Genomic DNA, 23,321 nt, shown 5'->3' with positions numbered 1-23,321 from the left:
TTTGGCGAAGATTCATTAATTCGCTGAAATCGCAACTCGGGTTGCATTCGACACGGCCGTAAATTAGCCTCAGCTTCAGCCGTGCAGCCCTAGACCCTGGTTGCAGTAGGTGTTCTATAGCGCTCAGTCCTTCGGGCGGTCTATGGTCGAGGCGAAGCGGCATTTTGCAGACAGCGCCACAAGTTGTCTAGCAATACTCTTCGCTACGTACTTTGACGTCCACGGGGACGCCGCGCTCGATCACCCGCCGGCCATGAGCGCCTCGGCGGGGGGCGTGCAGTTGCCACATTCATTACGCAGGGGGGCGAAGATGAAGGCATTTGGAGTGTTGGTTCGTGCATCGGGGTGGGTGCTGTGACCGTGGCCGAGGACGGCGGTGAAGCCTTCGCTGTTGCTTCCGCGGTTCAGCCCGATCAGTTCTGGTCCCCGGGTGTGGGTGAGGTGTACCGACGGCAGAGTCCCCTCACCCGCGTCGAACGACACTGGGAAGGTGTCGACGGTGTCGGCCAGCTTTATGGCGCAAGGGTTCTGATCATCGATGACTGCAAGCTGTACCGCGACTACCTCGTCGCCGTCGTCACCTCACAGGGAGCGGTGACGCCCGGGGTCGCATGGGACTGGCCCTCATTGGTTGCGGCGGTCGAAGCGATCACGCCGGCCGTCATTCTGGTCAACATGAGAACTCGTGACAGTGCGATGCTGCTACGACAGGCCATGCAGTTGAGCCCGAGTTCCCGCGTCGTCGTGCTGGGCGTGTCCGGGGACGACGAATCGGAGATCGTCGGGTGCGCAGAGGCCGGTGTGGCGGGCTATCACCTGCGCTCCGAGACCTTGGACGATCTGATCACCGCCATACACAAGGTTGCCGCGGGCGAATTTCTCTGTTCGCCGGCTGTTTCCGCGATCCTGCTGCACCGGATCTCATCGCTGGCCGCGCAACGCCAGCCGGCCGCCAAAGGTCTGGTCCTCACGACCCGTGAGGTTCAGATCCTGCGGATGCTCGAGGCGGGTCTTGCGAATCGGGAGATCGCCGACCAGCTATGTATCGCCGTGCACACCGTGAAGAACCATGTGCACAGCCTCCTGACCAAGCTCGGTGTCACCTCGCGTGCCCAGGCTGCCGCGCTGGCCCGCACCATCCTTCCCGCCGAGAGCCCCACGTAACCAGGACTGCGGGGATCTAGTGATCCAGTCCGAAATTCGCTCCATCGGTCCATGTACCAATCGCCGTGATGCCCCGATAGTGAAGGCATGTCATTCGGTGCAGCTCGCGTCCATCGACCAGCCGGGCCTGTAAGCGCGTGAACCCCGGCGTGATGGATGACGGGTGGTCGGCCGGCAATGGGCGGCCACCGCCCGAACTGCATTCGGTCGGGGCACCGCGCGACGAGTGGGCCACCGCCGATGATGTCGGTCTACTTCGCGACCTGCGGATCTTGATCCTCAACGACTGCGCCATGTTCCGTGACTACCTGGTTGCCGTACTCGCATCTTACGGCGCGGAGTCACCGGGGGTCGCCTGGGATCTGGTGTCGTTGATAGCCGCCTTCGAGACGACACAACCACGAATCATCCTGCTGGACAGTAGAACACGTGACAGTACGATGCTGCTACGGCAGGCGATGAAACTGAGTCCACACGTCCGACTGGTGGTCCTCGGCGTATCTGAAGAGGACGAAGCCGAGATAGTTTCGTATGCCGAGGCCGGCGTGGCGGGCTACCACCTGCGCAGCGAGTCGCTCGAGGACCTGCTTGTGTTGATACACAAGGTTGCTGCCGGCGGCTCCCTGTGTTCGCCGAGAGTGTCGGCAATTCTGCTCCGCAGACTGTCGGCACTGGCCTCACAGGGCCGTCCGGCGGCCAAGGAACTGGTCCTCACTTCGCGGGAGATTCAGATCCTACGGATGCTCGAGATGGGCCTCACCAATCGTGATATCGCCGAGCAGCTCCGAATTGCCGTTCATACCGTCAAGAACCACGTCCACAGCCTGCTGACCAAGCTCGGCGTGAGCACGCGCGCGCAGGCCGCGGCACGAGCTCGAGCCATCCTGCGACCCGAGGGGCCCCCAGGGAACTAGTCCTGGAACCGGGCGGAGGTTCAGTTCGAAAATCGCTCGGATGGTCCATGTACCAATGGCACTGGTTCGCCGATAGTGATGTGGTGCTTCGGAGTTTACTCAGGACTATTCGGGAGGGTCGCTGGTGTTCAACGTGACATTGCAGCCGGCTGAATCCGGATTTGCGCCAATAGCTTTCATCGCGCCACGTTTCGGGCAACGTTGATGTGCGGCATCATCGCGTGCCGGACAGACCGGCCGGCGGTCGACTACCTCCGGGTGGGGTTGCGGCGACTCGAGTACCGCGGATACGACTCCGTCGGGGTGGCGCTGCGGACGGCCTCCGGCGACATCGCCCGGCTGCGGACCACAGGGCGAATCGGCACGCTGGAGAATCTGCTCGACGGCTGGTCCGGTGCGAAGTTCGACGGGATGGGAATCGGGCACACGCGCTGGGCGACTCATGGTGCGGTGACCGAGGAGAACGCGCACCCACACGTCGATTGCACCGGTCAACTCAACCTGGTGCACAACGGAATCATCGTGAACGCGGACGACCTGCGGACCGAGCTCATTGCCGCCGGTCACCGGTTTGCGACCCGGGTCGACAGTGAGGTCCTCGTCCACCTGATCGAGGATGAGCGCCGACGCTGTGACGACATCCYGCAAGCAGTACAGAATGCGTTGACCAGGGCCCGCGGGTCGTGGGCGCTTGCGGTGCTGGAGCAGCGGTCAAGCCGGATCGTGGTCGCTTCCTGCGACTCTCCGTTGTTGTTGGCGCACACCAGTCATGGCGACTTCGCGGCCAGCGATATCACGGCGATCGCCGATTGGGCGGATGAGTTCCGTGTCCTGGGATCGGGCGACGTGGTCGAACTGACCAGCCGCGACAGGTGGCACCGTGGTGGTGTCAGCGTGGCGCCGCCTGCGCTGACCCGACACCAATGCCGCAGCAGTGATGTCGAACTGGGCAATTACCCCGATTTCATGGCCAAAGAGATCGATGAGCAGCCGGAAGCTGCGGCCCGCGTGATCGATCAACTCGCTGATGGGATCGCGACCGGCGAGGTATGGAATCGACTGGGACTGCCCCCTTTCGAGCGGCTGCGGGTGCTCGGCTGCGGGACCTCGCTGAACGCCGGGAACGTGATCGCCAATCTGGCGCGTGGGCTCGGCAGGATCCCGGTGACCGCCACCGTGGCGAGCGAGGCCACCGCCGATGTCCCGGAGCCTGCGCAGTTGTGCCTGGCGCTGAGCCAGTCCGGTGAAACCGCCGACGTCCTGCGGTCGGTGGACTCATCGATCCTGGGCGGTTCGACACTGCTTGCCCTCACCAACAATCCGTACTCCACGCTCGCACGGCAGGCCGACGCCGTGGTGGGATTTCCGGCCGGTCCAGAAATCGGAGTGGCCGCCACCAAGACGTTCATCTGCCAGATCATCGCCGGCTCAGCCGTGATGCTCTCCGCGCTGGTGGCGATGAAACGGTTGTCACCCGCGGTGGCCGCACGCCTGGCCGACGACCTGAAACGGCTACCGGATCAGCTCGCTGTCGCCGGTGCAGTGGCCAATTGCGCTGTACCGGCGATCACCGAAGAAGTCATCGCCGCTTCGGGTTTCATCTTCATCGCACGCGGTTCTGGCCTGCCCTACGCGGCCGAAGGAGCGTTGAAGCTCAAGGAGCTGACCTATCGGTGGGCCGAGCACTACCCGGCCGGCGAACTCAAGCATGGACCGCTGGCCCTGGTCGAACCGGGCACGCCCGTGGTCGTCGTCGACAACGGCGATCCCAAGCTGGCCGCCAACATCGCCGAGGTCGAGGTTCGCGGCGGCCGGGTGATCACCATCGGCTCCGCGGGGAGCACGATGCCGGTCGTGATGGGACCGGTAGCTCCCTGGGGGCCCATCGCGGCGACCATCCCGCTGCAGGTGCTGGCCCGGATGACGGCCCTCGCACTCGGTCGCGACGTCGACAAGCCCAGAAACCTTGCCAAATCGGTCACCGTCGAGTGACCGAGAACGACCAGCACACGGTGAGCATTCAGATGGGAGCACGAGCGATGAGCGATCTTGCGGCGCAAGCGAATGAACCGGGAGTCCTTCTCGAGCGAAACATGGTCTCCTTCGGTGCCTGTTCCGCTGACGACGTGCTGAACGACTTCGCTGCGATTGTGCGAGAACAGCCCAACCATGCCGCGCTCATGCACAACGGCGCCACGGTGAGCTATCGAGAGCTCGCGGAGCGCATCCGCCGTCAGGCATTGCACCTCAGAGTCTTCGGATTCGGTGTGGCGGCACCGTCGCCGTTGATCGGGACGATGGTGTCGCACGCACCTTCGGTCGTCGAGCAGCTGTTCGGCATACTGCAGGCCGGCGCCGCCTTCTGCCCGATCGACTCGGGACTTCCGGTCGCCAGACAGCAGCAGCTCGCCGAGGTCATGGGACTGGATCGCGTGTTCAGCTCGGGCAACGAGTCGCTGGTCGGTGACGAATTCGCCGGCGATGTTCAGGCGGCCTTGCCGCGGTGGCGGCCGGACGATCCGGCCTATGTGTTGTGCACCTCGGGATCGACAGGGCGGCCGAAGCCGGTGGTGGTGTCGCGCAATGCCCTTGCCGTGACCGTGCGCGCCTTGCGGGACCTCTTCGCGCTGACCCCGCACGACCGTGTGCTGCAGTTCGCCTCGCTGGGATGGGACACCTGCCTGGAGGAGATCCTGCCGGCACTGACTGCCGGCGCGACAGTGGTTTTCGACGATGCGGCCCATTCCCATTCGTTTCCGCGGTTCGTCCGCATGCTGGCCGATCGCGAAGTGACGGTGCTCGATCTGCCGACAGCGTTCTGGCATGAACTGGTGCTCTTTCTGCACGAGGAACATGTGGCACTGCCGGACAGTGTGCGCCTGGTGGTGATAGGCGGCGAACGGATCGATCGAACCAGGTTTTCCCAGTGGCGCGATCGGGGAACCGGGAACATCCGGCTGCTCAACACCTACGGATGCACCGAGACCACGATGATCACCCATGCGGTGCAGCTGAGCGGTCCCGGCATCGAATCAGCTGTCTCGGAAGTCGAGTCGGAGTTGCCGCTCGGGCGCGCGTTGCCGCATGTGCGCGACCATGTCACCGACGAGGGTGAGCTCCTCGTGTCGGGCCCGGCACTGGCCGACGGCTACCTCGGGCTACTGGAACGTACTGCGGCCGAATTCCCGGTGATCGACCACGGCGACGGACCGGCGCGCTGGTTCCGTACCGGAGACCTCGTCACCCGCGGTGAGGGCGGCCTGCTGTATCCGTGCGGGCGCGCCGATGAGCAGGTGAAGGTGCTCGGTGTGCGGGTGCATCCGGCTGAGGTGGAAACCCATCTGAGCGCGCACCCCGCCGTGCGGGGCGCCGTCGTGATCGGCGAACGATCTCTGGGCCGCACCACGTTGGCGGCATACGTCGTCCCGATCGGGGCGGTGACTCCGGGGGAGCTGAAACGTCATCTCCGCAGTCTCCTGCCCAGCCAATTCGTACCCAGCAAGCTGATATTCGTCCGTGAGCTGAGCTACACGTCCAGCGGGAAAATCGACCGGACGGCCACTCAGCGTGCCGCCGCCGACTACGACAGCAGAGGAGCTGGCCGATGAGCACCGGTCACATCGTGCAGATCTTCCGGCGGGTACTCGGGCCGGTGGAAGTGGCTCCGCACTCCGACTTCTTCGAGCTCGGTGGAGATTCGCTGCTGGCCACCCGGGTGCTCAGTGCGATCGCGCGCGACTTCGGCACGGAGTTGTCGTGGGATGACTTCATCGAGAATCCCTCGCCCGACGGGCTTTTCGCCAAGGTCACGGCCGCGGTGCGATGAACGGGGAAAGCATGCGTGTCGTGGTTGTCGGGGCCGGCCTTGCGGGGCTGACTGCGGCCGCCGACCTGGTGGCGGCGGGGGCCGATGTCACCGTGCTGGAGGCGGACGACCGGGTGGGAGGTCGGGTACGCGGCGTCGAGATCGCCGGCGGTGTCGCCGCCGACGGGGGTGCCGCCTATCTGGGTGTCCGGCACACCGAGTTGCTCGCGCTGATGCGGGAACAGGGTCTGAATGTGGTCTCCACCGGGATGACGGGCGACAGTACGTTCCTGCTGTCGGGTCGTCGGACGACCACTGCGAGCCGAGTGCCACCGCTGGACGCTGTGGCACTCGGCGACCTGTTCGACCGCCTTGAGGAGCTCGTCGCCGCGATCCGGCCGGACAAGCCGTGGCTGAGCCCGCAAGCGGGACAACTCGACCGGCTGACCGCCGCGCGCTGGCTTGCCGACGAGATCGAGCATCCGGATGCGAAGACCTTCTTCCCACTCTTCATCGGCGAGATGATGGCGGCCGATCCTGCCGCGATCTCCGTGCTCCACATGGCCTTCTATCTTCGCTCCGGCGGCGGCATCCGGTATCTGAACGCCTTCGAAGGCGGTGCCCAGCAATGGCGGATCGATGGCGGCGCGCACCTGCTGTGCCAGGCGCTGGCCGCACAGCTGGGTGACCGGGTTCGGTTGGGACAGAGCGTCTGTGCGATCGATCAGACGTCCGCCGAGGTCCACGTGCAGTGTGCACCGGGACCCGATGGCACACGACCGAGGTACCGGGCCGACCGGGTGGTCGTCGCCGTGCCGCCGGCGCTGGCGCAGCGCATCACCTTCCGGCCCGGTCTGCGCAGCCCTCGGGCCACGGCGTCCACCGGCCCCGGATGTGCGGTCAAGGTTCACCTGGGCTATCCGGCTCCGATCTGGCGCGAGCAGGGTCTGTCCGGATGGTCGGTGAGCTCACACGGGCCGCTGCTGTCCACCGTCGATGACTCTCCGTCCGATGAATCAGCCGGTGTGCTCACGGGGTTCGTCACCGGCTCGGAGGCGTCGACGTTCTCGGCGCTGTCGGCTCGCGAGCAACAGGATGCCGTTCTGACCCATGTGGGACGGCTCTTTCCGCAGCTGCCGCCGCCTGAGCGGTACTCGGTGACGGACTGGCTCACCGCGCGATACAGCCGAGGCTGCTACGCCGCTCTGTTCGGTCCCGGAGATTGGCTGCGCCTGGGGCCGACACTGATCACCCCACACGGCCGCGTCCACTGGGCAGGTACCGAAACCAGCATGGAGTTCTTCGGGCTGATGGAGGGCGCCATCCGGTCGGGCCGACGGGTCGCGACCGAGTTGATCCACCGAGCCACACCCGATGATGTCGGAGCCGACTCGCTTGTCTTCAGCCGTGCGGGTAGCGCACGCGTCAACCACAGTTCCGTCGAATAGGAGTAGATCATGCGATATCTGGTGACCGGCGCGTGCGGATTCATCGGTTCGACCCTGGTGGATCGTCTGCTGGCCGAAGGCAACGAGGTGATCGGGATCGACAATCTCGTCACCGGTGTCCCGGCCAACCTCGACCAGGCGCTGCGTTTCAACAGGATTCGGCCGGGAAAGTTCACTTTCTTGAAGGCCGATATCCAAGCGACCGAGCTGGTCGGCATCGTCGACGGCGCCAACCCCGATGTCGTCTGCCATCTTGCTGCACACGTTGACCTACGGGCATCGGTTTCCGATCCGCAATTCGACGCCCGGGCAAATGTGCTGGGCACGATCAACATTCTGGAGGCCACCCGGCGCGCGGGAGTTCGGCGCTTTGTCTATGCCGCGTCCGGGGGGTCGCGATATGGAGCGCCGACGAGCCTGCCGGTCGCCGAGACCGCCCCACTGAAGCCGCTGTCGCCGTATGCGGCCGCCAAGGTTGCCGGCGAAATGTACATCGGCGCGTATGCCGGCATGTACGGCATCGCGCCGATCTGTCTGGGACTGTCGAATGTATATGGGCCACGCCAGAATCCATTCGGCGAAGCCGGTGTGATCGCGGTCTTCGGGAGCAGAATGATCAGCGGCAAACCCGTCACCGTGTACGGCGACGGCACCGCCTCCCGTGATTACGTCTACGTCGACGATGTGGTGGACGCTTTTGTGCGGGCCGGTCGGGCCCCGTTGTCCACGGTAGGTACCTACAACATCGGCACGGGGCAACAGGCCACCGTCACCGAGGTGCACCGCGCCATCGCCGCTGTTCTCGATGGGGCGCCGGAGCCGTGCTTCGCTCCGGCCCGGACCGGTGAACTTCACGAGATCGCCCTGGATCCGACCAAGGCAAAAAGGGATCTCGGGTGGGAACCCGCTGTCGACCTCGTGGAGGGAATCGACCGTACCGTGCGTTGGCTGCGCGCGACCCTCGATCCTGAGCCGGCCCTTCTGCTGGATGCCTGAACGCAGTAATCGACGGTTTTGTTGCGTACTAGGAGGCGAATTGAATCCCATAGTGAGGCGCCGCCTCGAGCAGATTCGGCAACGGTGGTGGCTGGTTCTGCTGATTGTCGCTGCTGCCGTGCTGTCGGCCGTGCCGGCACTGCTCACCGCCAAACCGACGTACATCGGGACCTCGACCCTCATCCTGGCCTCACCGGGTCGTAACCCGGTAGACGACGCGACGATGGCCGTCGGGTACATCAGCCTTTTCAACGAACCCGAGATGATCACCCGATTGCGGGCGAACCGGAACATCCCAGAGGATGTCACCTTCATCGGTCGAACGGTGGCTGCGAGCCCAATTCTCGTGATCGAGGCGACCGCGTCAGATCCAGAGGTTGCCCAGCGAACAGCGGCCAATATGGCCGAGGCGTTTCGCGATGACATCAACGCGGTCCGGAAAAAGGGCAACGACAAGGCCATTCTCAATACCGAGAAGCAACTCGACGTGCTGCTCGACCAACCCGGACCCGACGGTCTGATCAATCCGATGGCGCCTGTCGTGCAGCAGAGGCTGGACAGCTTGCGGTCTGACTCGACGAATCAACTTCGGGATCTGCAGTTACAGGCCGGCGTCACCGCCATCACCCCGAACGCCCTGTTCGAGTTGGCGTTACGGTGTGTCGGCGGATTGCTGCTCGGTGTGCTTGCCGCCCTGGGGCTGGCGGCGATGTCCACCCGAATCGCCAACGCCGCAGATCTTTTGGACAAAACCCAGCTGGAACCGCTGGTCGAGGTCCCTGGCGGTGGTTCGATCGAGCTGAACCGATTGCGAGAGGACCGGCTGCGCACGCTCGCCAACTTCGTCACCCTCCAGGACCAGGCGAAGTCCAAGGTCATCGCGCTGACCGATTGCCGCGGCGCCCGCGGCGCCCGTGAGCTCGCCGAGGCACTGGCCAGATTGTCGGCACAACAGGGATATCGAACCGTCCTGGTGTACGCCGACAACGACGGATCGCAGCACGCTCAGGGCCTCGGTTTCAACGATGCGCTGGTCAATAGTGCGCTGGCCAACGGCTTGTTGAAGGACGGCGCAGTCGATTCGCTGCTGGTCATGGGTGCGGGTTCGGTGGTTGCCGACCGGTATTCGCTCGTCGGACGGGACAAGATCGTCGCGGTCCTCGATGAGCTGCGTGCAGGCGCCGACACCATCGTGGTCGCCGCGCCTTCGCTGGTCGAGACCATCGAGGCTCAATCAATCTGTGCCGCAGCTGACTTCACCATGGTCGTGGTCGGCAGCCATTCGTCACGGGCTGGCGATGTGGCAGCCGCGGTCGATGTGCTCGCCGATGCGCGCGCAGTGCTCCTCGGCGCGGTGCTGATCGACGGTAGACGGCCGCCCCGTCCGCGGGGAGTCCTGCGTCGGCGGTGGGCGACTGTGAACGGTTTTGAGCACCGGGTGAACGCGGACCGGGGCGAGCTCACCTTTGGGCAGTCCGAATGACGATGGTGACCGCGCCGGTCGGCGCCACTGCCGGCGCCGTGCGGGTGCGAGCTTGGTTGCCTTTCGCTGCCATCGCTCTGGTGATGCCTGCGGTGCTGCTGGGCGGCGCGAAATCCGGCTACCTGCTGGTGCTCGGTGCGGCTGCGGCTGCGGTGGGGGTGTGCATTCTGGTCAGCCCGGTGTTCGGCACCGTGCTGCTGCTCGTCACGATGTTCCTGCGGCTGCCTATTCGCGCCCAGGCGGCACTGCCGGTCGAGTTGTTCCTGGTGGTTTTTGCCGGGACCGTCGTTGCGGCCGTGCTATGGCTGGACCGGACGCGCGAACGCGTGCGCGGTACCGGGCCCATCGAGTGGGCGATGGCCGCATACGTGACCTGCAACGTCTACTCGATGCTCGCCCCACATCAATACGGCACGGGTGACCCGCTTCTGGGCACCGACCTGCCGATCCCGAGGTTCATCYTCGTCGGGACGTTGATTCCGTTCGCGATGTACCTTGTGGGGCGCTACGCCTTCGACCGGGTAGCGACGGTGCGTGCCCTGCTCTGGGTGATCCTGGGTCTGGCGTCCTATTCGGCCGCGGTCAGCATCATGCCGGCCGTCGGGCTGGCGGGTCAGGTCTGGCCCCGCTACATCGTCACCGATGTCCGCCCGAGCTGGGCCGGTCGCGCCGTGGGGATCTTCAACCAGCCTGTAGGCAACGGGATGGTCCTGGTCCTGGGCTTCGCCATCGCCATGGTGCTGTTGCACCGGCGCAACGATCCGACGTGGCAGCGGGCCGCGGCGCTGGTGGTTGCGGTTGCCAGTGGCTGCGGTCTGTATCTGACCCATACCCGGGCGGTCTGGCTCGCCGGCGTCGTGGTGCTCGTCATCGGCGCCATCCTCGCCAAGGGATGCCGCCGGGGGTACATCGCGATACTCCTGGTGCTGGGCGCCACGGTCGTCGTCAACTGGGCGGCATTCACCAGCGCGGACCGGGCGGCCGGCGGAGTGGGCTCCGATGCGGAGGTCGAGTCACGGCTCAACGACATGCAGACTGCGCTGTGGGCGTTCACGCAGCGACCCATCGACGGCTGGGGAGTGGGCCGCTTTCAGTCGGTCAACACGATTCATCATCAGCAGTGGGCTGCCGATGTGCCCTGGGCGAGCGGCTTCGGCGAGGTCTCTCATCAGAACGAGCTGGCGATCCTGGCCGAGTTGGGCGTGATCGGGCTCGCGGCGTGGGTCTGCGTACTGGCGTTCATCGCTTACCGCCTGTGGAATGCCTACCGGACACTGCCGGACCAGGACCTGTGTGGCAGGCCGCTCATGCTGATGGCGATGATGGCCATCGCTGTACTGGTCTGTGCCGGTTTGACGGTCGACCTCCGGTACTTCGACTTCCCCACGGCTGTCATCTTTCTGCTCGCCGGGGTGGCCGTAGGGTGGTCCGATCGTGGCAGACATCTGCCGGACGCCGGGCATGACGGCCGCGCCGCGAGATTGTCCTACGGCGAGGTGACGCGATGAGCGGGCGGCCGATCCGGCTGCTGTTCGTGGTCCCGGATCTGATGGTCGGCGGTGCCGAGCGCCATGTGACCACCTTGTTGCCGCGGATGGATCCAGAACGGTTCGTGCCTTCGGTCATATGCATCGGCGAGCAAGGCGGGCTCTTCCCCGACCTGCTGGCCGAGGGAATCGAGGCCCGGGCACTGAATCTGGGCGGAAAGCACCAAGCCGCCCGGGCCCTGTTCGAGCTCATCGCAGCCGTCCGGGAGCAGCGGCCGGATGTCGTGGTGGTCCGCGGTTACAACGCAGAAACGCTGGGTCGCATCGCGGCCCGGGTCGCCGGTGTGCCGCACACGGTGATGTGGGTGCACAACATCGCCGATCCCACGCCTCGAAGCGCTCTGCGCGCCAACCTCGACCGCGCGTTGAATCACTGGACGAGTGCCTATTTCGGCGTCGCTGAGGCGCAGCGGGCCTACATGGTGGACGAACTCGGCTATCCCGACGACAAGATCCGCATCATCCTCAACGGGGTGGACCCGACATTGTTCGGTACCAACATCGCCCCTGAGGCGAAATCCGAATTCGGCTGGGATGACGGCGATCCGGTTGTCGGCATCGTCGCCGAGCTCAGCCCGGTGAAGGACCACGTCACCTTTCTGCACGCGGCGCGCCTGGTGGTCGACCAGATACCCCGGGCACGGTTCCTCGTCATCGGGGACGGGGTGTGCCGTTCCGAGCTGGAGGCGTTGTCGGCGGAGCTGGACATCACCGCGAACGTCCGTTTCACCGGTGTGCGTCGTGACGTCGCCCGGCTGTTCGGCGCGATGGATGTCTTCACGCTGAGTTCGCTGTCCGAGTGCTTTTCGATCGCACTGCTGGAAGCAATGGCGTGCGCCAAACCGGCGGTCTGCACCGCGGTCGGCGGAACCGCCGAGATCATCGACGCGGGGGAGACCGGCTATCTGGTGCCGCCGAAAGCTCCGCGGGAGCTCGCGATCCGCCTGATCGAGTTGCTGTCCGACCCGCACACCGCGCACCGGATGGGACGCGCCGGACGCAATCGCGTCCTCACCGAGTTCAGCCTTGACCGCAGCGTCGAGGAGGCCCAACAGGCCTTCGAAGGCGTCCTCGCGAACCGGCATCTTTCGATCGAACGGGGCTGAGAAGCCATGCGGCACATATTGATACTGGTCGAGAACCTCTCGGTGCCGTTCGACCGTCGGGTATGGCAGGAGGCCCGGGCGCTGACCGACGCTGGTTTCAAGGTCACCGTCATCTGCCCGGTCGGCACCGGTCAGGACACCGAGCAGGAGACGGTGATCGAGGATGTCCGGATCCTGCGCTACCCGCTGCGCGCGGCCACCGGCGGCCCGAGCGGGTATCTGAGCGAGTACACGCTCGCGCTGTTCCACACGCTGCGCCTCGCGATCAAGGTCCGCCGCGAGGGCCCCGTGGACATCGTGCATGCGTGCAACCCTCCGGACCTGTTGTTCCTCATCGCTCTGGCGCTGCGCCCGGGCGGCACCCGGTTCGTCTTCGACCATCACGACCTGGGGCCCGAGATGTTCCTCTCCAGGTTCCCCAAAGGGGGACGAATCCTGTACTGGCTCACGCGATTCGTCGAACGAATCACCTTCGCCACCGCGGACGCGGTGATCTCGACGAACGAGAGTTACCGCCGCATCGCGATCGAGCGCGGCAAAGTCGCCGCCGAGCGGGTGACCGTGGTGCGCACCGCACCCGACCTGAGCCGATTCCTGCAGCGGGAACCCGATGACAGCCTGCGTCGTGGCAAGCACTATCTGCTCGCATATCTGGGCGTGATGGGCCCCTCGGACGGGGTCGACTACGCGGTGCGGGCGATTGCGTACCTGCGCGATGTGGTCGGGCGCGACGATTTTCACTGCATCTTCATGGGCGCGGGCGACTCACACGACGAAGTGGCCGCCCTCAGCGCGCGTCTCGGGCTCGCCGACATCGTGGAATTCCCTGGGCGGGTGTCCGATGAGTTCGCGCAGCGATGTCTTTCCACGGCCGATGTGTGCCTGGCCCCCGACCCGCGCAATCCGCTGAACGACGTGTCGACGATGAACAAGGTGGTCGAGTACATGGCGATGGYCCGGCCGATCGTGTCCTTCGATCTCGTCGAGGCGCGGGTGTCGGCTGCCGATGCTGCGGTGTACGTCGAGCCCAACGACGAACTCAAGTTCGCGCAGGCCATCGACGCTCTGCTCGGTGACCCCGAGCGACGCCGGCGGATGGGCGAGTGCGGCTATCGCAGGGTGGCCCGTGAACTGTCCTGGGAGGTGTCCCGGCGTGCCCTGGTCCGGTTCTACGAACAGCTGCTCGGCCGGGGTGTCTCCAGGCAACTGCCGGCGGTTGCGACCGAAACAGAGTCCATTCGAAGCGATTTGACCAACCGTCCGCACCATTCGGAGGCGAAATGAAGCAGGCCGTGCAGAACTTGAAAACCGGCGAGGTCTCGGTGCGGGAGGTGCCCCCGCCGAAGCTGAACCGGGGCGGCGCACTGGTGGCGACGCTGTCCTCGCTGATCAGCGCGGGCACCGAGCGCAACAAGATCGAACTCGGTGAGAAGAGCATGCTCGGAAAGGCCAGGGCGCGGCCGGAATTGGCCAGGCAGGTCGTCGAAAAGGCCCGTCAGGACGGTGTGAAGGAGACTTACCGCACCGTCATGCAGCGGCTGGAAGCGCCCAACCTGCTGGGTTACAGCGCTGCCGGCCGGGTGCTGGCCGTCGCGCCCGATGTGCCCGGCATCGAGGTCGGCGATCTCGTCGCCTGTTCGGGAGCGGGCTATGCGAATCATGCCGAGGTCAACTTCATCCCCAAACATCTGCTCGCCAAGGTGCCCGAAGGGGTCAGTGCGGACGAGGCGGCCTACGGAACCCTGGGTTGTATCGCGATGCACGGGGTGCGGCAGGCCGAGATCGGACTGGGGGACCGTGTGCTCGTGGTGGGTCTGGGGCTGGTGGGCCTCATCGCCGCCCAACTGGCCAGGGCCGCGGGTGCGCGCGTGTTCGGTACCGATCTCGATCCCGCCGCGTGTCTGCTGGCGGAGAGCGTCGGCGTCGAGCGGGCCGCGCCGCGGGCGTCCATCGAGGCCGTCATCGGCGACATCACCGGTGGCGTCGGTGTCGACGCGGTGGTGATCTGCGCGGCCGCCCACTCCAACGATCCCATCGAGCTCGCCGCACGACTCGTCCGCAACCGCGGGCGGGTGGTGCTGGTGGGTACCGTCGGGCTGACGTTGCCCCGAGATCCGTTCTATATGAAAGAGATCGAACTGCGGTACTCGCGCTCCTACGGCCCGGGACGCTACGACCCCGGATACGAGGAACACGGACACGATTACCCCATCGGATACGTCCGCTGGACCGAGCAGCGCAACTTGGGGGAGTTCCTGCGCCTGGTCCACGACGGGCGGGTGGACGTCGGGACACTGACCACGCATCGCCTGCCGGTGGACGACGCCGCCGACGCCTACGCATTGATATCCGGCAGGTCGCCCGATGCGGCACGACCGATCGGCGTGCTGCTGCAGTACCCGGACGGGCAGGCCGCGGCCGCCCGCAGCCAGATCGCGGTGAAGCCGCGCACCCGGCTGCCGGCCGAGCGGGTGGGGTTGGGGWTGGTGGGGGCGGGGAACTTCGCGACCCGCGTCCTGCTCCCGGCCCTGATGGACACCGGCAAGGTGCAGCCCGTCGGGATCACCACCTCCAGCGGCACCACCGCGGGTCAGGTGGCCCAGACCTACGGATTCGGGCATTCGACGGGCGACGCCGACGCGCTGATCAATGCCCACGGTGTCGATGCGGTCGTGATCGCCACCCGCCACGATTCGCATGCGGGACTCGCCGCGCAGGCTCTGCGCGCCGGAAAGGCCACCTTCTGCGAGAAGCCGCTCGCCACCACATGGGAGGACCTCGAGCAGGTCGCGTCGGCATGGACCGAGAGCGGCGCGCCACTTCTGGTGGGGTTCAACCGCCGGTTCTCGCCACTGAGCACGAAGCTGAAAGAGGCGCTGCCGCGTGGCGTGCCGAGGGTCATGATCGCCCGCTGCAACGCCGGTCAGATGCCGCCGGACCACTGGATGCGCGATTCCATCTTCGGCGGCGGGCGGATCGTCGGCGAACTCTGCCACTTCCTCGACCTGGCCTGCTCGATGGCCGAGGGCCGCCCGCTGCGGGTGTCCGCGGAGGCCATCGGTTCGCCGGACTCCGCCGAGCTGGCAGACACGATCGTGGTGCAGGTCGCGTTCTCCTGCGGCTCCATCGCCAGCCTGCAGTATCTGGGCAACGGCGATCCGAGTATCCCCAAGGAGCGCATCGAGGTCTATTGCGGCGGTGTGGTCGGCATCATCGACGACTTCTTCGCCTTGGAAATCGGGCACGCCGGGAAGCGGAAACGCTCGCGAGGACGCCGCCAGGAGAAGGGGCACCGCGAGGAGATGCGGCTGTTCGTCGACCTCGCCACCGGCGCGGGCGACATGGAAGCTGTTGCCGAGGACGCTTTCTGGTCCAGCGCACTCACCCTGCAGGTGCCCTGGGCGCTGGCCCAGGGCAGGGCCGTGCTGGTCGACCTGCCCAAGGCGCTCGGCGGGCGCGGGGCAGACGCCGGGCTGGCCGGAGCCGAGGAACAGCCGGGATGAGCGCGCGCAGCCGGCTCACGGTCGCCCTGGTGGGGCCCTTCCCCCCGCCGTACGGCGGCATGGGTGTCTACTTCTCCGCCGTCGAGGCGGGCGTGCGGCAGCAGGGCATGGTGCCGTTGCGCGTCCCGGTCCCGTATGCCGCGGTGGGCGGTTGGTGGCGCGACCTGGGCAGGGTGGTGGCCTTCGCGCGCGCCGCCCTGACGGTGCTGCGCACCAGACCCGATGTGGTGCACTGTGTGACGGGCAGCCAGCCGAACCTGATCGGCAACATCCTGCCGCTGCTGGCCGCCGGGATGGCGCGCAGGCCGAGCGCACTGTCGATCGCCGGTGGTGAGTTTCCGGCCGCGGTCACCGCGTACCGCGGTGCCCGCAGACGGCTGGTCCAGTTCATCCTCACCCGGCCGCAGCTGCTCATCGCGTGTACCGACGAGATCGCCGAGGCGCTCCTGTCGGTCGGCGTGCCGCAGTCACGCATCGTCGTTCTGTCAAATGCGTTGCCGCTCAATTTGGATCCGCGCGCCGATCAGGTGCTCCCGCCCGAGGTCGCCGACTTCGCCGACACCCATGCACCGTTGATCGCCTCCATCAGTGGCTGGTACGAGCTCTACGGAAGCCAGGATCTCGTGGCGGCCGTGCGTGAGCTCCGCGCGACGAACCCCGAACTGGGCCTCGTGCTGATGGTCAAGGCCGGCGGTGACGCCGCATTCCGCGCCGGACTGCTGGAACGTGTCTCCCGCGACGGCCTGGCCGACGCGGTCATGGTGCGCGAGGACGAACAGGCGGTGTTCCCGATCCTGCGCAGGGTGGATGCCTTCGTGCGGACCCCGCACCATGAGGGTGACGCGATCTCGGTGCGCGAGGCATTGGCCGTCGGAACACCCGTGGTGGCCAGCGATGTCGGATTCCGGCCGAGCGGAGTCGTCCGCTACCGCCCCGCCGATCCGGGAGATCTCGCGGCCAGGCTCGCCGAGACCATCGCCCGCCGGGCCGCCGGAGTTGCGATGAACGATCGCGACCCCGCTGAAGGAGAACGAAACCTGGAGTTCCTGCTTTCGTCCTACCGGCGCCTGGCCGGCGTGGGCGTAGCCGACCGGGAGGCCCAAGATGCCCGAACTTAGCTGGTATGCCGGTCGGGCAGCCGCCATGTCACCGCGTGAGATGGTCTGGCGGGCCAAGAAAATGGGCGAGACGCTCATCCGTCGCGACGTGTGGCTGGAGCCGATCGATTCCCGGATGCTGCGGCGCCCCGCCGCCGACTGGGACGAAATGCGGCAGCGCTTCGCCGACGGCAAGGGGCGACCGGTGCTGCTCGATCAGGAGCGGGCCCGCCGGATCGCGGCGGAGCACCCGGCGATCGTGCGCGCGGTCCTCGGCGATGCCGATCGGTGCATCGCCGGCGAACGTGCCTATTTCGGATACCCGAGTGTGAACATCGGTCGGTTCATCGACTGGAGTTACGACCCGATCACCGATTTCCGTTGGCCCGAAGCCACCAGTGGCAGGATCGACCACCAAGAGGCGGTCAGCGACCCGAAATGGATCTGGGAACTCAACCGCCTGCAGCATCTACCGGTGCTGGCCCAGGCATGGCTGTTTACCGGTGAATCACACTATGCAGAAACCGCTTTCGAACATCTTGACTCCTGGCTGGACCAGAACCCGGCGGCCACCGCGACCATGTGGCGCAGCCCGTTCGAGGTGGGGCTGCGGGCGATCTCGGTCGCCGTTGCGCTGCAGGGACTCCGCAATTCCCCCGCGATGACCACGCAGCGTTACCGCCGGGCGGCTCGGATGCTCGATGCGAGCGCCCGTCACTGCTGGCACAACCGATCCCGGTTCAGTTCGGCCAACAACCACCTGGTCGGCGAGCTCACCGGGCTGGTGACCGTACACCTGTTGTTCCCGGAGCTGGCCGCACCCGCGGCGCTGAAAAGGCGTGCCATCACTGCGCTGGGTGCCGCCGCGGATCAGCTGATCCTGCCCGATGGGGCCGGCGCCGAGCAGTCGATCTCCTATCAGATATTCACCGCGGAGTTGTTCGCGATCTTGGTGGCATTGTGGCGTCTGTGCGGCGAGCAGGTACCGGCTCGCATCGCTGCCGCACTCGAGCGCAGCACCCGGTATCTGGTCTCACTGGTCGGCTCACACGACCCGGATCCGCGGTACGGGGACGACGATGACGGCTTCGCGCTGAGACTGGGCGCCGAGCCGAAGCGCACGGTCCGTGCCCATTTCGGCATCGTGGCCGCGACGACCGGACACGAGAGCGCGGCGCGGTACGGCGAGATGACGCCGGCCGCCGCCTGGGTCGCAGCTGCGCTGGGCACACCGCTGCGTGCGATCGGTGCCGGAACGGGTCTGGACGGCGCCGACTCGAGCATGTACRCACCGAGCGGCGGACTGGTGGTGCTGCGACCGGGCCGCAACCGGTTGACCATGGACGTCGGTCCACTCGGTTACCTCTCGACCGCGGCCCACGGTCACGCCGACGCGCTGGCGGTGACGCTCAGCGACCGGGACGGAGAGATCATCGTGGACCCGGGGACCGGCAGCTACTGCATGAATCCGGACTGGCGAACAGTGCACCGCGGCACCCGCGCGCATCCGACCGTGTGTGTCGACGACGTCAACCAGTCGGTGATCGGTGGTCCGTTCTACTGGCGGCGGCACGCCACCACCACCGTGCGCTCGGTCGATCTCGAACGGGGTGTCGTCGACGCCGAGCACGATGGCTACCGCAGACTCGATGACCCTGTGACGCACCGGCGTTGGCTGATCGCCCCGCCCGGCGATACGACCGTGATCGTGGTCGATCTGCTGGATGGGAAGCGGACACACGGCATCGCGGTGTCCTGGCCCGTGCATCCTGCGCTGGACTGGCTTCCCACCCAGGACGGTCACATGGTCTCCCGAGACGGTGTTCCGGTTCTGCAGCTGTGCTATGCCGCAACGACGCCGGTGGAAACCGGCCAAGTTCGGGGCGACACCGATTCCGGCCTGGGCTGGTGGTCGGATCGACTGGAGGGCAGGGTGCCCGCATGGCTGCTCACCGCGCGCACCGGGGCCGGCCTGCCGGTGGCGCTGCTGTCGCTCCTGCACACCGTCGACTGCGGTTTGATCGCCCTGCCCGAAATCACCCGTAGCGGTGAGGTACTGGCCGTCAGCTGGTCCCAGGACGGCATCCGGCGCGCACTGACGATCGACACCAGTCGATCCGGGGCCGTGGCGACCGTGTCCTGTCCGTCGATCGTTTCGTCAGCACGAGGGTGGTGAGCAGTATGAATGCACAGCAATCGTCAGCTGTCAGTGTTTTCGGTCTCGGCTATGTGGGTTGCGTGAGTGCGGCATGTCTGGCCTCCCGCGGTCACCGTGTCATCGGCGTGGACGTGAATCCGGCCAAGCTGGACGGGCTGCGCCACGGCAGGTCACCGATCGTCGAGAGCGAGATCGGTGAGCTCACCGCCGAGGTCGTTGCTGCAGGCCGTCTCACGGTGTCCGCGGACGCGCACGCCGCGGTCCTCGCGTCCGACATCTCGCTGATCTGCGTCGGCACACCATCGACCAGCGGTGGCGGCTTGACCACCCGGTATCTCGAAGAGGTCACCTCCGAGATCGGTCTGGCGATCCGGGAGAAGAACCGGCACCATGTGGTCGTTTATCGCAGCACCATGGTGCCGGGTACCTGCGAGACGCTCCTGATACCGCTGCTGGAACGGGTTTCGGGCAAGCGCGCGGGGATCGATTTCGGCGTATGTGTCAATCCCGAGTTCCTGCGCGAGGGAACCAGCGTGCGGGACTTCTTCGCACCCCCGAAAACAGTGGTGGGAGCGACAGATCCGGCGAGCGGTGACAAGGTCATCGGCATCTATGACGGCCTTCCCGGTCCGGTCTTCCGGGTGCCCATCAGGGTCGCGGAGATGACGAAGTACATCGACAACAGCTTCCACGCCCTCAAGATCGGCTTCGCCAACGAGGTCGGCGCCCTGTGCGCCGCGCTGGGCTTGGATTCGCATGCCGTCATGGACATCTTTGTGGCCGACACCAAACTCAACATCAGCCCGGCCTATCTGCGGCCGGGATTCGCCTTCGGTGGCTCGTGCCTGCCCAAGGATCTGCGGGCGCTCACCCACACCGCGCGGCGTAACGACGTCGACCTGCCCTTGCTGTCGAACCTGTTGGTGTCCAACGAGGTTCATCTGCGGCGGGCCCTCGATATGGTTGTCGCCCACGGGCGGCGCAAGGTGGGGATCTTCGGCATGTCGTTCAAGCCGGGAACCGATGACTTGCGTGAGAGCCCGATGGTAGAACTTGCAGAGCGCCTCATCGGAAAGGGATTCGACGTCAAGATCCACGACGCCAATGTCGTGCTGTCGAGGCTTCTCGGCGCGAACCGGGCCTATATCGACGAGCGGCTGCCTCATGTGGGCGACCTACTGACCGACGATATCGACACCGTGCTCGAGCACGGCGAAGTTCTGATCATCGGATCGTCGGCACCCGAGGTTGTCGAGGCGGTGTCACGCGCCGGCGCGCAGCGACTGATCATCGACCTGGTGCGACTGCCCGACGCCGCGCAACTGCGCGGAACGCCGACCTATCAGGGCATCGGCTGGTAGCTCATGTCCGTCTCGTCGGAAAGTCAGGGCATCGCGCAAGACGGGCTCAGCGGGGTGCTCAAACGCGGAGTGGGGTACTCCGTGATCGGAGTGGCCGCCTCCCAGGTCGTGGTCATCGTTCAGACGATCGTGCTGGGCCGGTTACTCGGTCCGGTGGAGGTGGGTGTCTTCACGGCAGGCACGGTGCTGATGGGTTTCCTGCTGGTGTTCTCGCAGGGCACGCTGGCCCAGGCACTGATCAAGCGCGAGGGCGACATCGAGGACGCGGCCAACACGGTGCTGGCCGCCAACGCTGCGACCGGTCTGCTGTTCGGAATCGGAGTGCTGGCTTCCGCGCCCCTCATCGGGCACCTGTTTCACGACCCCCGGGTCGGCCACATCGCGGCTGCAACGTCGGGTCTGGTGCTGCTCTATTTGTGTCTGAGCGTGCCAGAGGCACTCATGCAGCGCACATTTCAATTCAAGCAACGAATGATCATCCAGCCCGCGGCAAAGATTGCGTTCGCCGGCGTTTCGACGGTGTTCGCATTCCTGGGATTCGGCGCGTGGTCCATGGTCTACGGTTCCTACGCGTCGATCACCGTCCTGCTGGTGCTGAGCTGGTGGATGGCGAGGTGGCGTCCGTTCCGCGGTCACATCTCGTTCCGGCTCTGGCGCGAGATGGCGACCTTCTCGCTGCCCCTACTCCTGGACAACGTCGCACACAGCATCCGGGAGACGTTCCAGCAGGTGCTCCTCGGCCGTCGGCTCGGGACCGGTGACCTGGGCCAGTACCGCTACGGCTACCAGATGGCGGGCATACCGGCGGCAGCCATCGTCGATGTGTTCGGGTACCTGTTGTTTCCCGCGTTCGCGAAGCTCTCCACCGACCGCGACCGGTTCAGGGGCGCGTTCCTGCGCGCTCTGGGCTGGACCTGGTTTGTTGCCCTACCGATCGGAGCTCTGTTGGTGGTGCTCGGCGAGCCGGTCGCGGTGCTGCTTTTCGGCGACGAATGGCGGCCGGCCGGTTCGGCGGCCATGGCGATGGCGGGAGTTGCGGTGGGGGCCGCGCTCAACGCACTCGGCGTGACGGTGATCAAGGGCGGCGGCCGGGTGTCCCTGGTCAACTGGTTGAGTGTGCTCGGTCTGGTTGTGCATCTGCCGCTTATCGTGCTGCTCTTACCCTTTGGCCTCATCGGAGTGGGTATCGGGCTGTCGGTCACCTATCTGCTCGGCGGCTGCGCAAGTATCCTGATCGCCCGCTCGGTGGTCGATGTGCCGTTACGCGATATCGTGACGAGCCTGGCTCCGATCACGTTTTCGGCAGTGGTGGCCTTCGTCGTGGCGTTTCCCACCGAGCACCTCGCCCTCAGATCCGATCAGCACTTCGAGCCGATAGGCCTCACCTTGGTGATGGTCGATTGTGTGGTCTTCGCGTTGGTGTATCTCGGCGCACTGCGTCTCGTGTCGCCGAGCAGATTTCGTTCGGTCCGAGGCTTCGCAGAACGTACCGCGGTCAAGTTGATGGTCCCGCTCAGCGGCGGGCGAAAGTGAGGGTCTCGATATGGGGATGAAGATAATGATGATCGGTACCTACCCACTGGAGCCGGGGGTGGTCGTCGGCGGCGTCGAGTCGGCGATGAGTGTCCTGGTGCCGGCCTTGGCGGAGCGGGCCGACGTCGACAGCGTCACCGTGCTGCGCTTCCATCACGGCGAGGCCTCGACCGCGTACCGACGCGAATCTCCGAAGGTCGAAATCCACTATGTGCGAGGGCAGTACAGGTGGCGGATGCTCACCGGGGGGTTCCTGGACMTGCGCAAGGCGCGGGAGCTGTGCGCGACATTGAACCCCGATGTGGTGCACGGCCAGGGAATCGGCCTGAACAGCGATATCGCAGCACGCTGCAGCCCGAACTGCGTGGTGACCGTGCACGGCATCAGCTATGTCGAGGCCCACTTCTATGACGGGCCGGGCCTTCGTACGACCCTGCGGGCCAAGTTGTTGGAGTACGTGGCCCGCAGGGTTCTGCATCGCGCCAAGGTGGTCATCTCGATCTCGAAGTACGATGCCGGGGAACTCGACGGGCACACCCGGGGAACGCGGGTCAGCATCGCGAACGCGACCGCAGCGGAGTTCTTCGAGCTCGCGTCATCTGCGCCCACCGCACCGCGCCTTCTGTTTGCCGGCGGACTCGTGCCCCTCAAGAACCCACTGGGCGTGGTGAATGCCTTCGCCAAGGTGCACCGAAGTGTTCCCGATGCCCGCCTGGTGCTGGTCGGCCCGGAACTGGATGCGGTCTACGCGAAAACCGTTCGAGATCGGGTCTCGGCTCTGGGCCTCGACGATCACGTCGAGTTCGCCGGCTTCGTGGACAACGAACGGATGCGGCACGAAATCGCCATTGCGCGAGCCATCGTCGTGTTCTCCCGCCAGGAGAACGCGCCCACCATCATCGCGCAAGCGATGGCGGCAGCAAAGCCCGTCGTAGCCGCCAGGGTTGGCGGGGTACCGGAGATGGTGGACGACGGTGAGTCCGGACTGCTGGTCGAATCCGAAGACGAAGATGGGCTGGCCGACTGTCTGACAAGAATTTTGGACGATCAGCCGCTATCTCTGCGGATGGGCCGGCGCGGGCATGACATTGCGTTGGACCGCTTCACGCCCGAGGCAGTCGCCGAGATGACTGTCGATGCATATCGGACTGCCCTGATGAGGAGCTATGTGTGATGACGGACGCAACACCCGGTCGAGCGCGTCGT

At 65.9% G+C, this 23,321-nt stretch carries 17 protein-coding genes; all 17 read left to right on the top strand.

The genetic code is table 11. The features are described 5' to 3' along the window. Window positions 1-354 precede the first annotated feature (354 nt). Window positions 355-1,164, top strand: coding sequence for a LuxR C-terminal-related transcriptional regulator (locus tag AC1DTF_RS16045; protein ID WP_156409442.1), 810 nt, complete (start codon window positions 355-357; stop codon window positions 1,162-1,164). Between the two features lie 137 nt (window positions 1,165-1,301). After that, window positions 1,302-2,078 (top strand): LuxR C-terminal-related transcriptional regulator, encoded by a 777-nt coding sequence (locus AC1DTF_RS16040; RefSeq protein ID WP_082614536.1) that lies wholly within the window; start codon window positions 1,302-1,304, stop codon window positions 2,076-2,078. Window positions 2,079-2,282: 204 nt separating this feature from the next. After that, window positions 2,283-4,070 (top strand): glutamine--fructose-6-phosphate transaminase (isomerizing), encoded by a 1,788-nt coding sequence (gene glmS / locus AC1DTF_RS16035; protein ID WP_477474776.1) that lies wholly within the window; start codon window positions 2,283-2,285, stop codon window positions 4,068-4,070. A 134-nt stretch (window positions 4,071-4,204) separates the two neighbouring features. Further along, on the top strand, window positions 4,205-5,686 hold the full coding sequence (locus AC1DTF_RS16030; protein ID WP_477474775.1) for an AMP-binding protein: 1,482 nt from the start codon (window positions 4,205-4,207) through the stop codon (window positions 5,684-5,686). After that, window positions 5,683-5,904 (top strand): acyl carrier protein, encoded by a 222-nt coding sequence (locus AC1DTF_RS16025; protein ID WP_057170927.1) that lies wholly within the window; start codon window positions 5,683-5,685, stop codon window positions 5,902-5,904. Before AC1DTF_RS16030 ends, AC1DTF_RS16025 begins: the two co-directional genes overlap by 4 nt. A gap of 11 nt (window positions 5,905-5,915) precedes the next feature. Next, window positions 5,916-7,331 (top strand): flavin monoamine oxidase family protein, encoded by a 1,416-nt coding sequence (locus AC1DTF_RS16020; RefSeq protein WP_477474774.1) that lies wholly within the window; start codon window positions 5,916-5,918, stop codon window positions 7,329-7,331. 9 nt (window positions 7,332-7,340) lie between these two features. Then, window positions 7,341-8,327: an NAD-dependent epimerase/dehydratase family protein gene (locus tag AC1DTF_RS16015; protein WP_477474773.1), complete on the top strand. Its 987-nt coding sequence runs from the start codon at window positions 7,341-7,343 to the stop codon at window positions 8,325-8,327. Between the two features lie 52 nt (window positions 8,328-8,379). Further along, window positions 8,380-9,810, top strand: a complete 1,431-nt coding sequence (locus AC1DTF_RS16010) for a hypothetical protein (RefSeq protein WP_477474772.1) — start codon at window positions 8,380-8,382, stop codon at window positions 9,808-9,810. After that, a complete protein-coding gene (locus AC1DTF_RS16005) occupies window positions 9,807-11,318 on the top strand; it encodes an O-antigen ligase family protein (RefSeq protein ID WP_477474771.1) in 1,512 nt (503 codons plus the stop codon). Before AC1DTF_RS16010 ends, AC1DTF_RS16005 begins: the two co-directional genes overlap by 4 nt. After that, entirely contained in the window at window positions 11,315-12,463 is a 1,149-nt protein-coding gene (locus tag AC1DTF_RS16000; RefSeq protein ID WP_477474770.1) for a glycosyltransferase, read from the top strand. The genes AC1DTF_RS16005 and AC1DTF_RS16000 overlap by 4 nt, the downstream gene beginning before the upstream one ends. A 6-nt stretch (window positions 12,464-12,469) precedes the next feature. Then, entirely contained in the window at window positions 12,470-13,747 is a 1,278-nt protein-coding gene (locus AC1DTF_RS15995; protein ID WP_477474769.1) for a glycosyltransferase family 4 protein, read from the top strand. An 8-nt stretch (window positions 13,748-13,755) separates the two neighbouring features. Beyond that, window positions 13,756-15,966, top strand: coding sequence for a bi-domain-containing oxidoreductase (locus AC1DTF_RS15990; RefSeq protein ID WP_477474768.1), 2,211 nt, complete (start codon window positions 13,756-13,758; stop codon window positions 15,964-15,966). Beyond that, window positions 15,963-17,084 carry a glycosyltransferase family 4 protein gene (locus AC1DTF_RS15985; RefSeq protein WP_477474767.1) on the top strand — a complete coding sequence of 374 codons (1,122 nt, stop codon included), beginning with the start codon at window positions 15,963-15,965 and terminating at the stop codon, window positions 17,082-17,084. The genes AC1DTF_RS15990 and AC1DTF_RS15985 overlap by 4 nt, the downstream gene beginning before the upstream one ends. A gap of 25 nt (window positions 17,085-17,109) precedes the next feature. Continuing rightward, entirely contained in the window at window positions 17,110-19,239 is a 2,130-nt protein-coding gene (locus AC1DTF_RS15980) for a heparinase II/III family protein (protein WP_477474766.1), read from the top strand. A 5-nt stretch (window positions 19,240-19,244) separates the two neighbouring features. Beyond that, window positions 19,245-20,582, top strand: coding sequence for a nucleotide sugar dehydrogenase (locus AC1DTF_RS15975; RefSeq protein WP_477474765.1), 1,338 nt, complete (start codon window positions 19,245-19,247; stop codon window positions 20,580-20,582). Window positions 20,583-20,585: 3 nt separating this feature from the next. After that, window positions 20,586-22,115, top strand: a complete 1,530-nt coding sequence (locus tag AC1DTF_RS15970) for an oligosaccharide flippase family protein (RefSeq protein WP_477474764.1) — start codon at window positions 20,586-20,588, stop codon at window positions 22,113-22,115. A gap of 10 nt (window positions 22,116-22,125) precedes the next feature. Beyond that, window positions 22,126-23,289, top strand: coding sequence for a glycosyltransferase family 4 protein (locus tag AC1DTF_RS15965; protein ID WP_477474763.1), 1,164 nt, complete (start codon window positions 22,126-22,128; stop codon window positions 23,287-23,289). Window positions 23,290-23,321 lie beyond the last annotated feature (32 nt).

The organism is Mycobacterium sp. P4_H6 (genome assembly GCF_056400845.1).
Note: the sequence above shows the minus strand (reverse complement) of the source record. Positions and strands in the feature narration are given on the sequence as shown.

Excerpts from the sequence above, each read along its gene's own strand:
- AC1DTF_RS16020 (WP_477474774.1), top strand. The coding sequence starts at position 5,916 with ATGCGTGTCGTGGTTGTCGGGGCCGGCCTTGCGGGGCTGACTGCGGCC.
- AC1DTF_RS15985 (WP_477474767.1), top strand. The coding sequence starts at position 15,963 with ATGAGCGCGCGCAGCCGGCTCACGGTCGCCCTGGTGGGGCCCTTCCCC.
- AC1DTF_RS15970 (WP_477474764.1), top strand. The coding sequence starts at position 20,586 with ATGTCCGTCTCGTCGGAAAGTCAGGGCATCGCGCAAGACGGGCTCAGC.
- AC1DTF_RS16025 (WP_057170927.1), top strand. The coding sequence starts at position 5,683 with ATGAGCACCGGTCACATCGTGCAGATCTTCCGGCGGGTACTCGGGCCG.
- AC1DTF_RS16000 (WP_477474770.1), top strand. The coding sequence starts at position 11,315 with ATGAGCGGGCGGCCGATCCGGCTGCTGTTCGTGGTCCCGGATCTGATG.
- AC1DTF_RS16015 (WP_477474773.1), top strand. The coding sequence starts at position 7,341 with ATGCGATATCTGGTGACCGGCGCGTGCGGATTCATCGGTTCGACCCTG.
- AC1DTF_RS15975 (WP_477474765.1), top strand. The coding sequence starts at position 19,245 with ATGAATGCACAGCAATCGTCAGCTGTCAGTGTTTTCGGTCTCGGCTAT.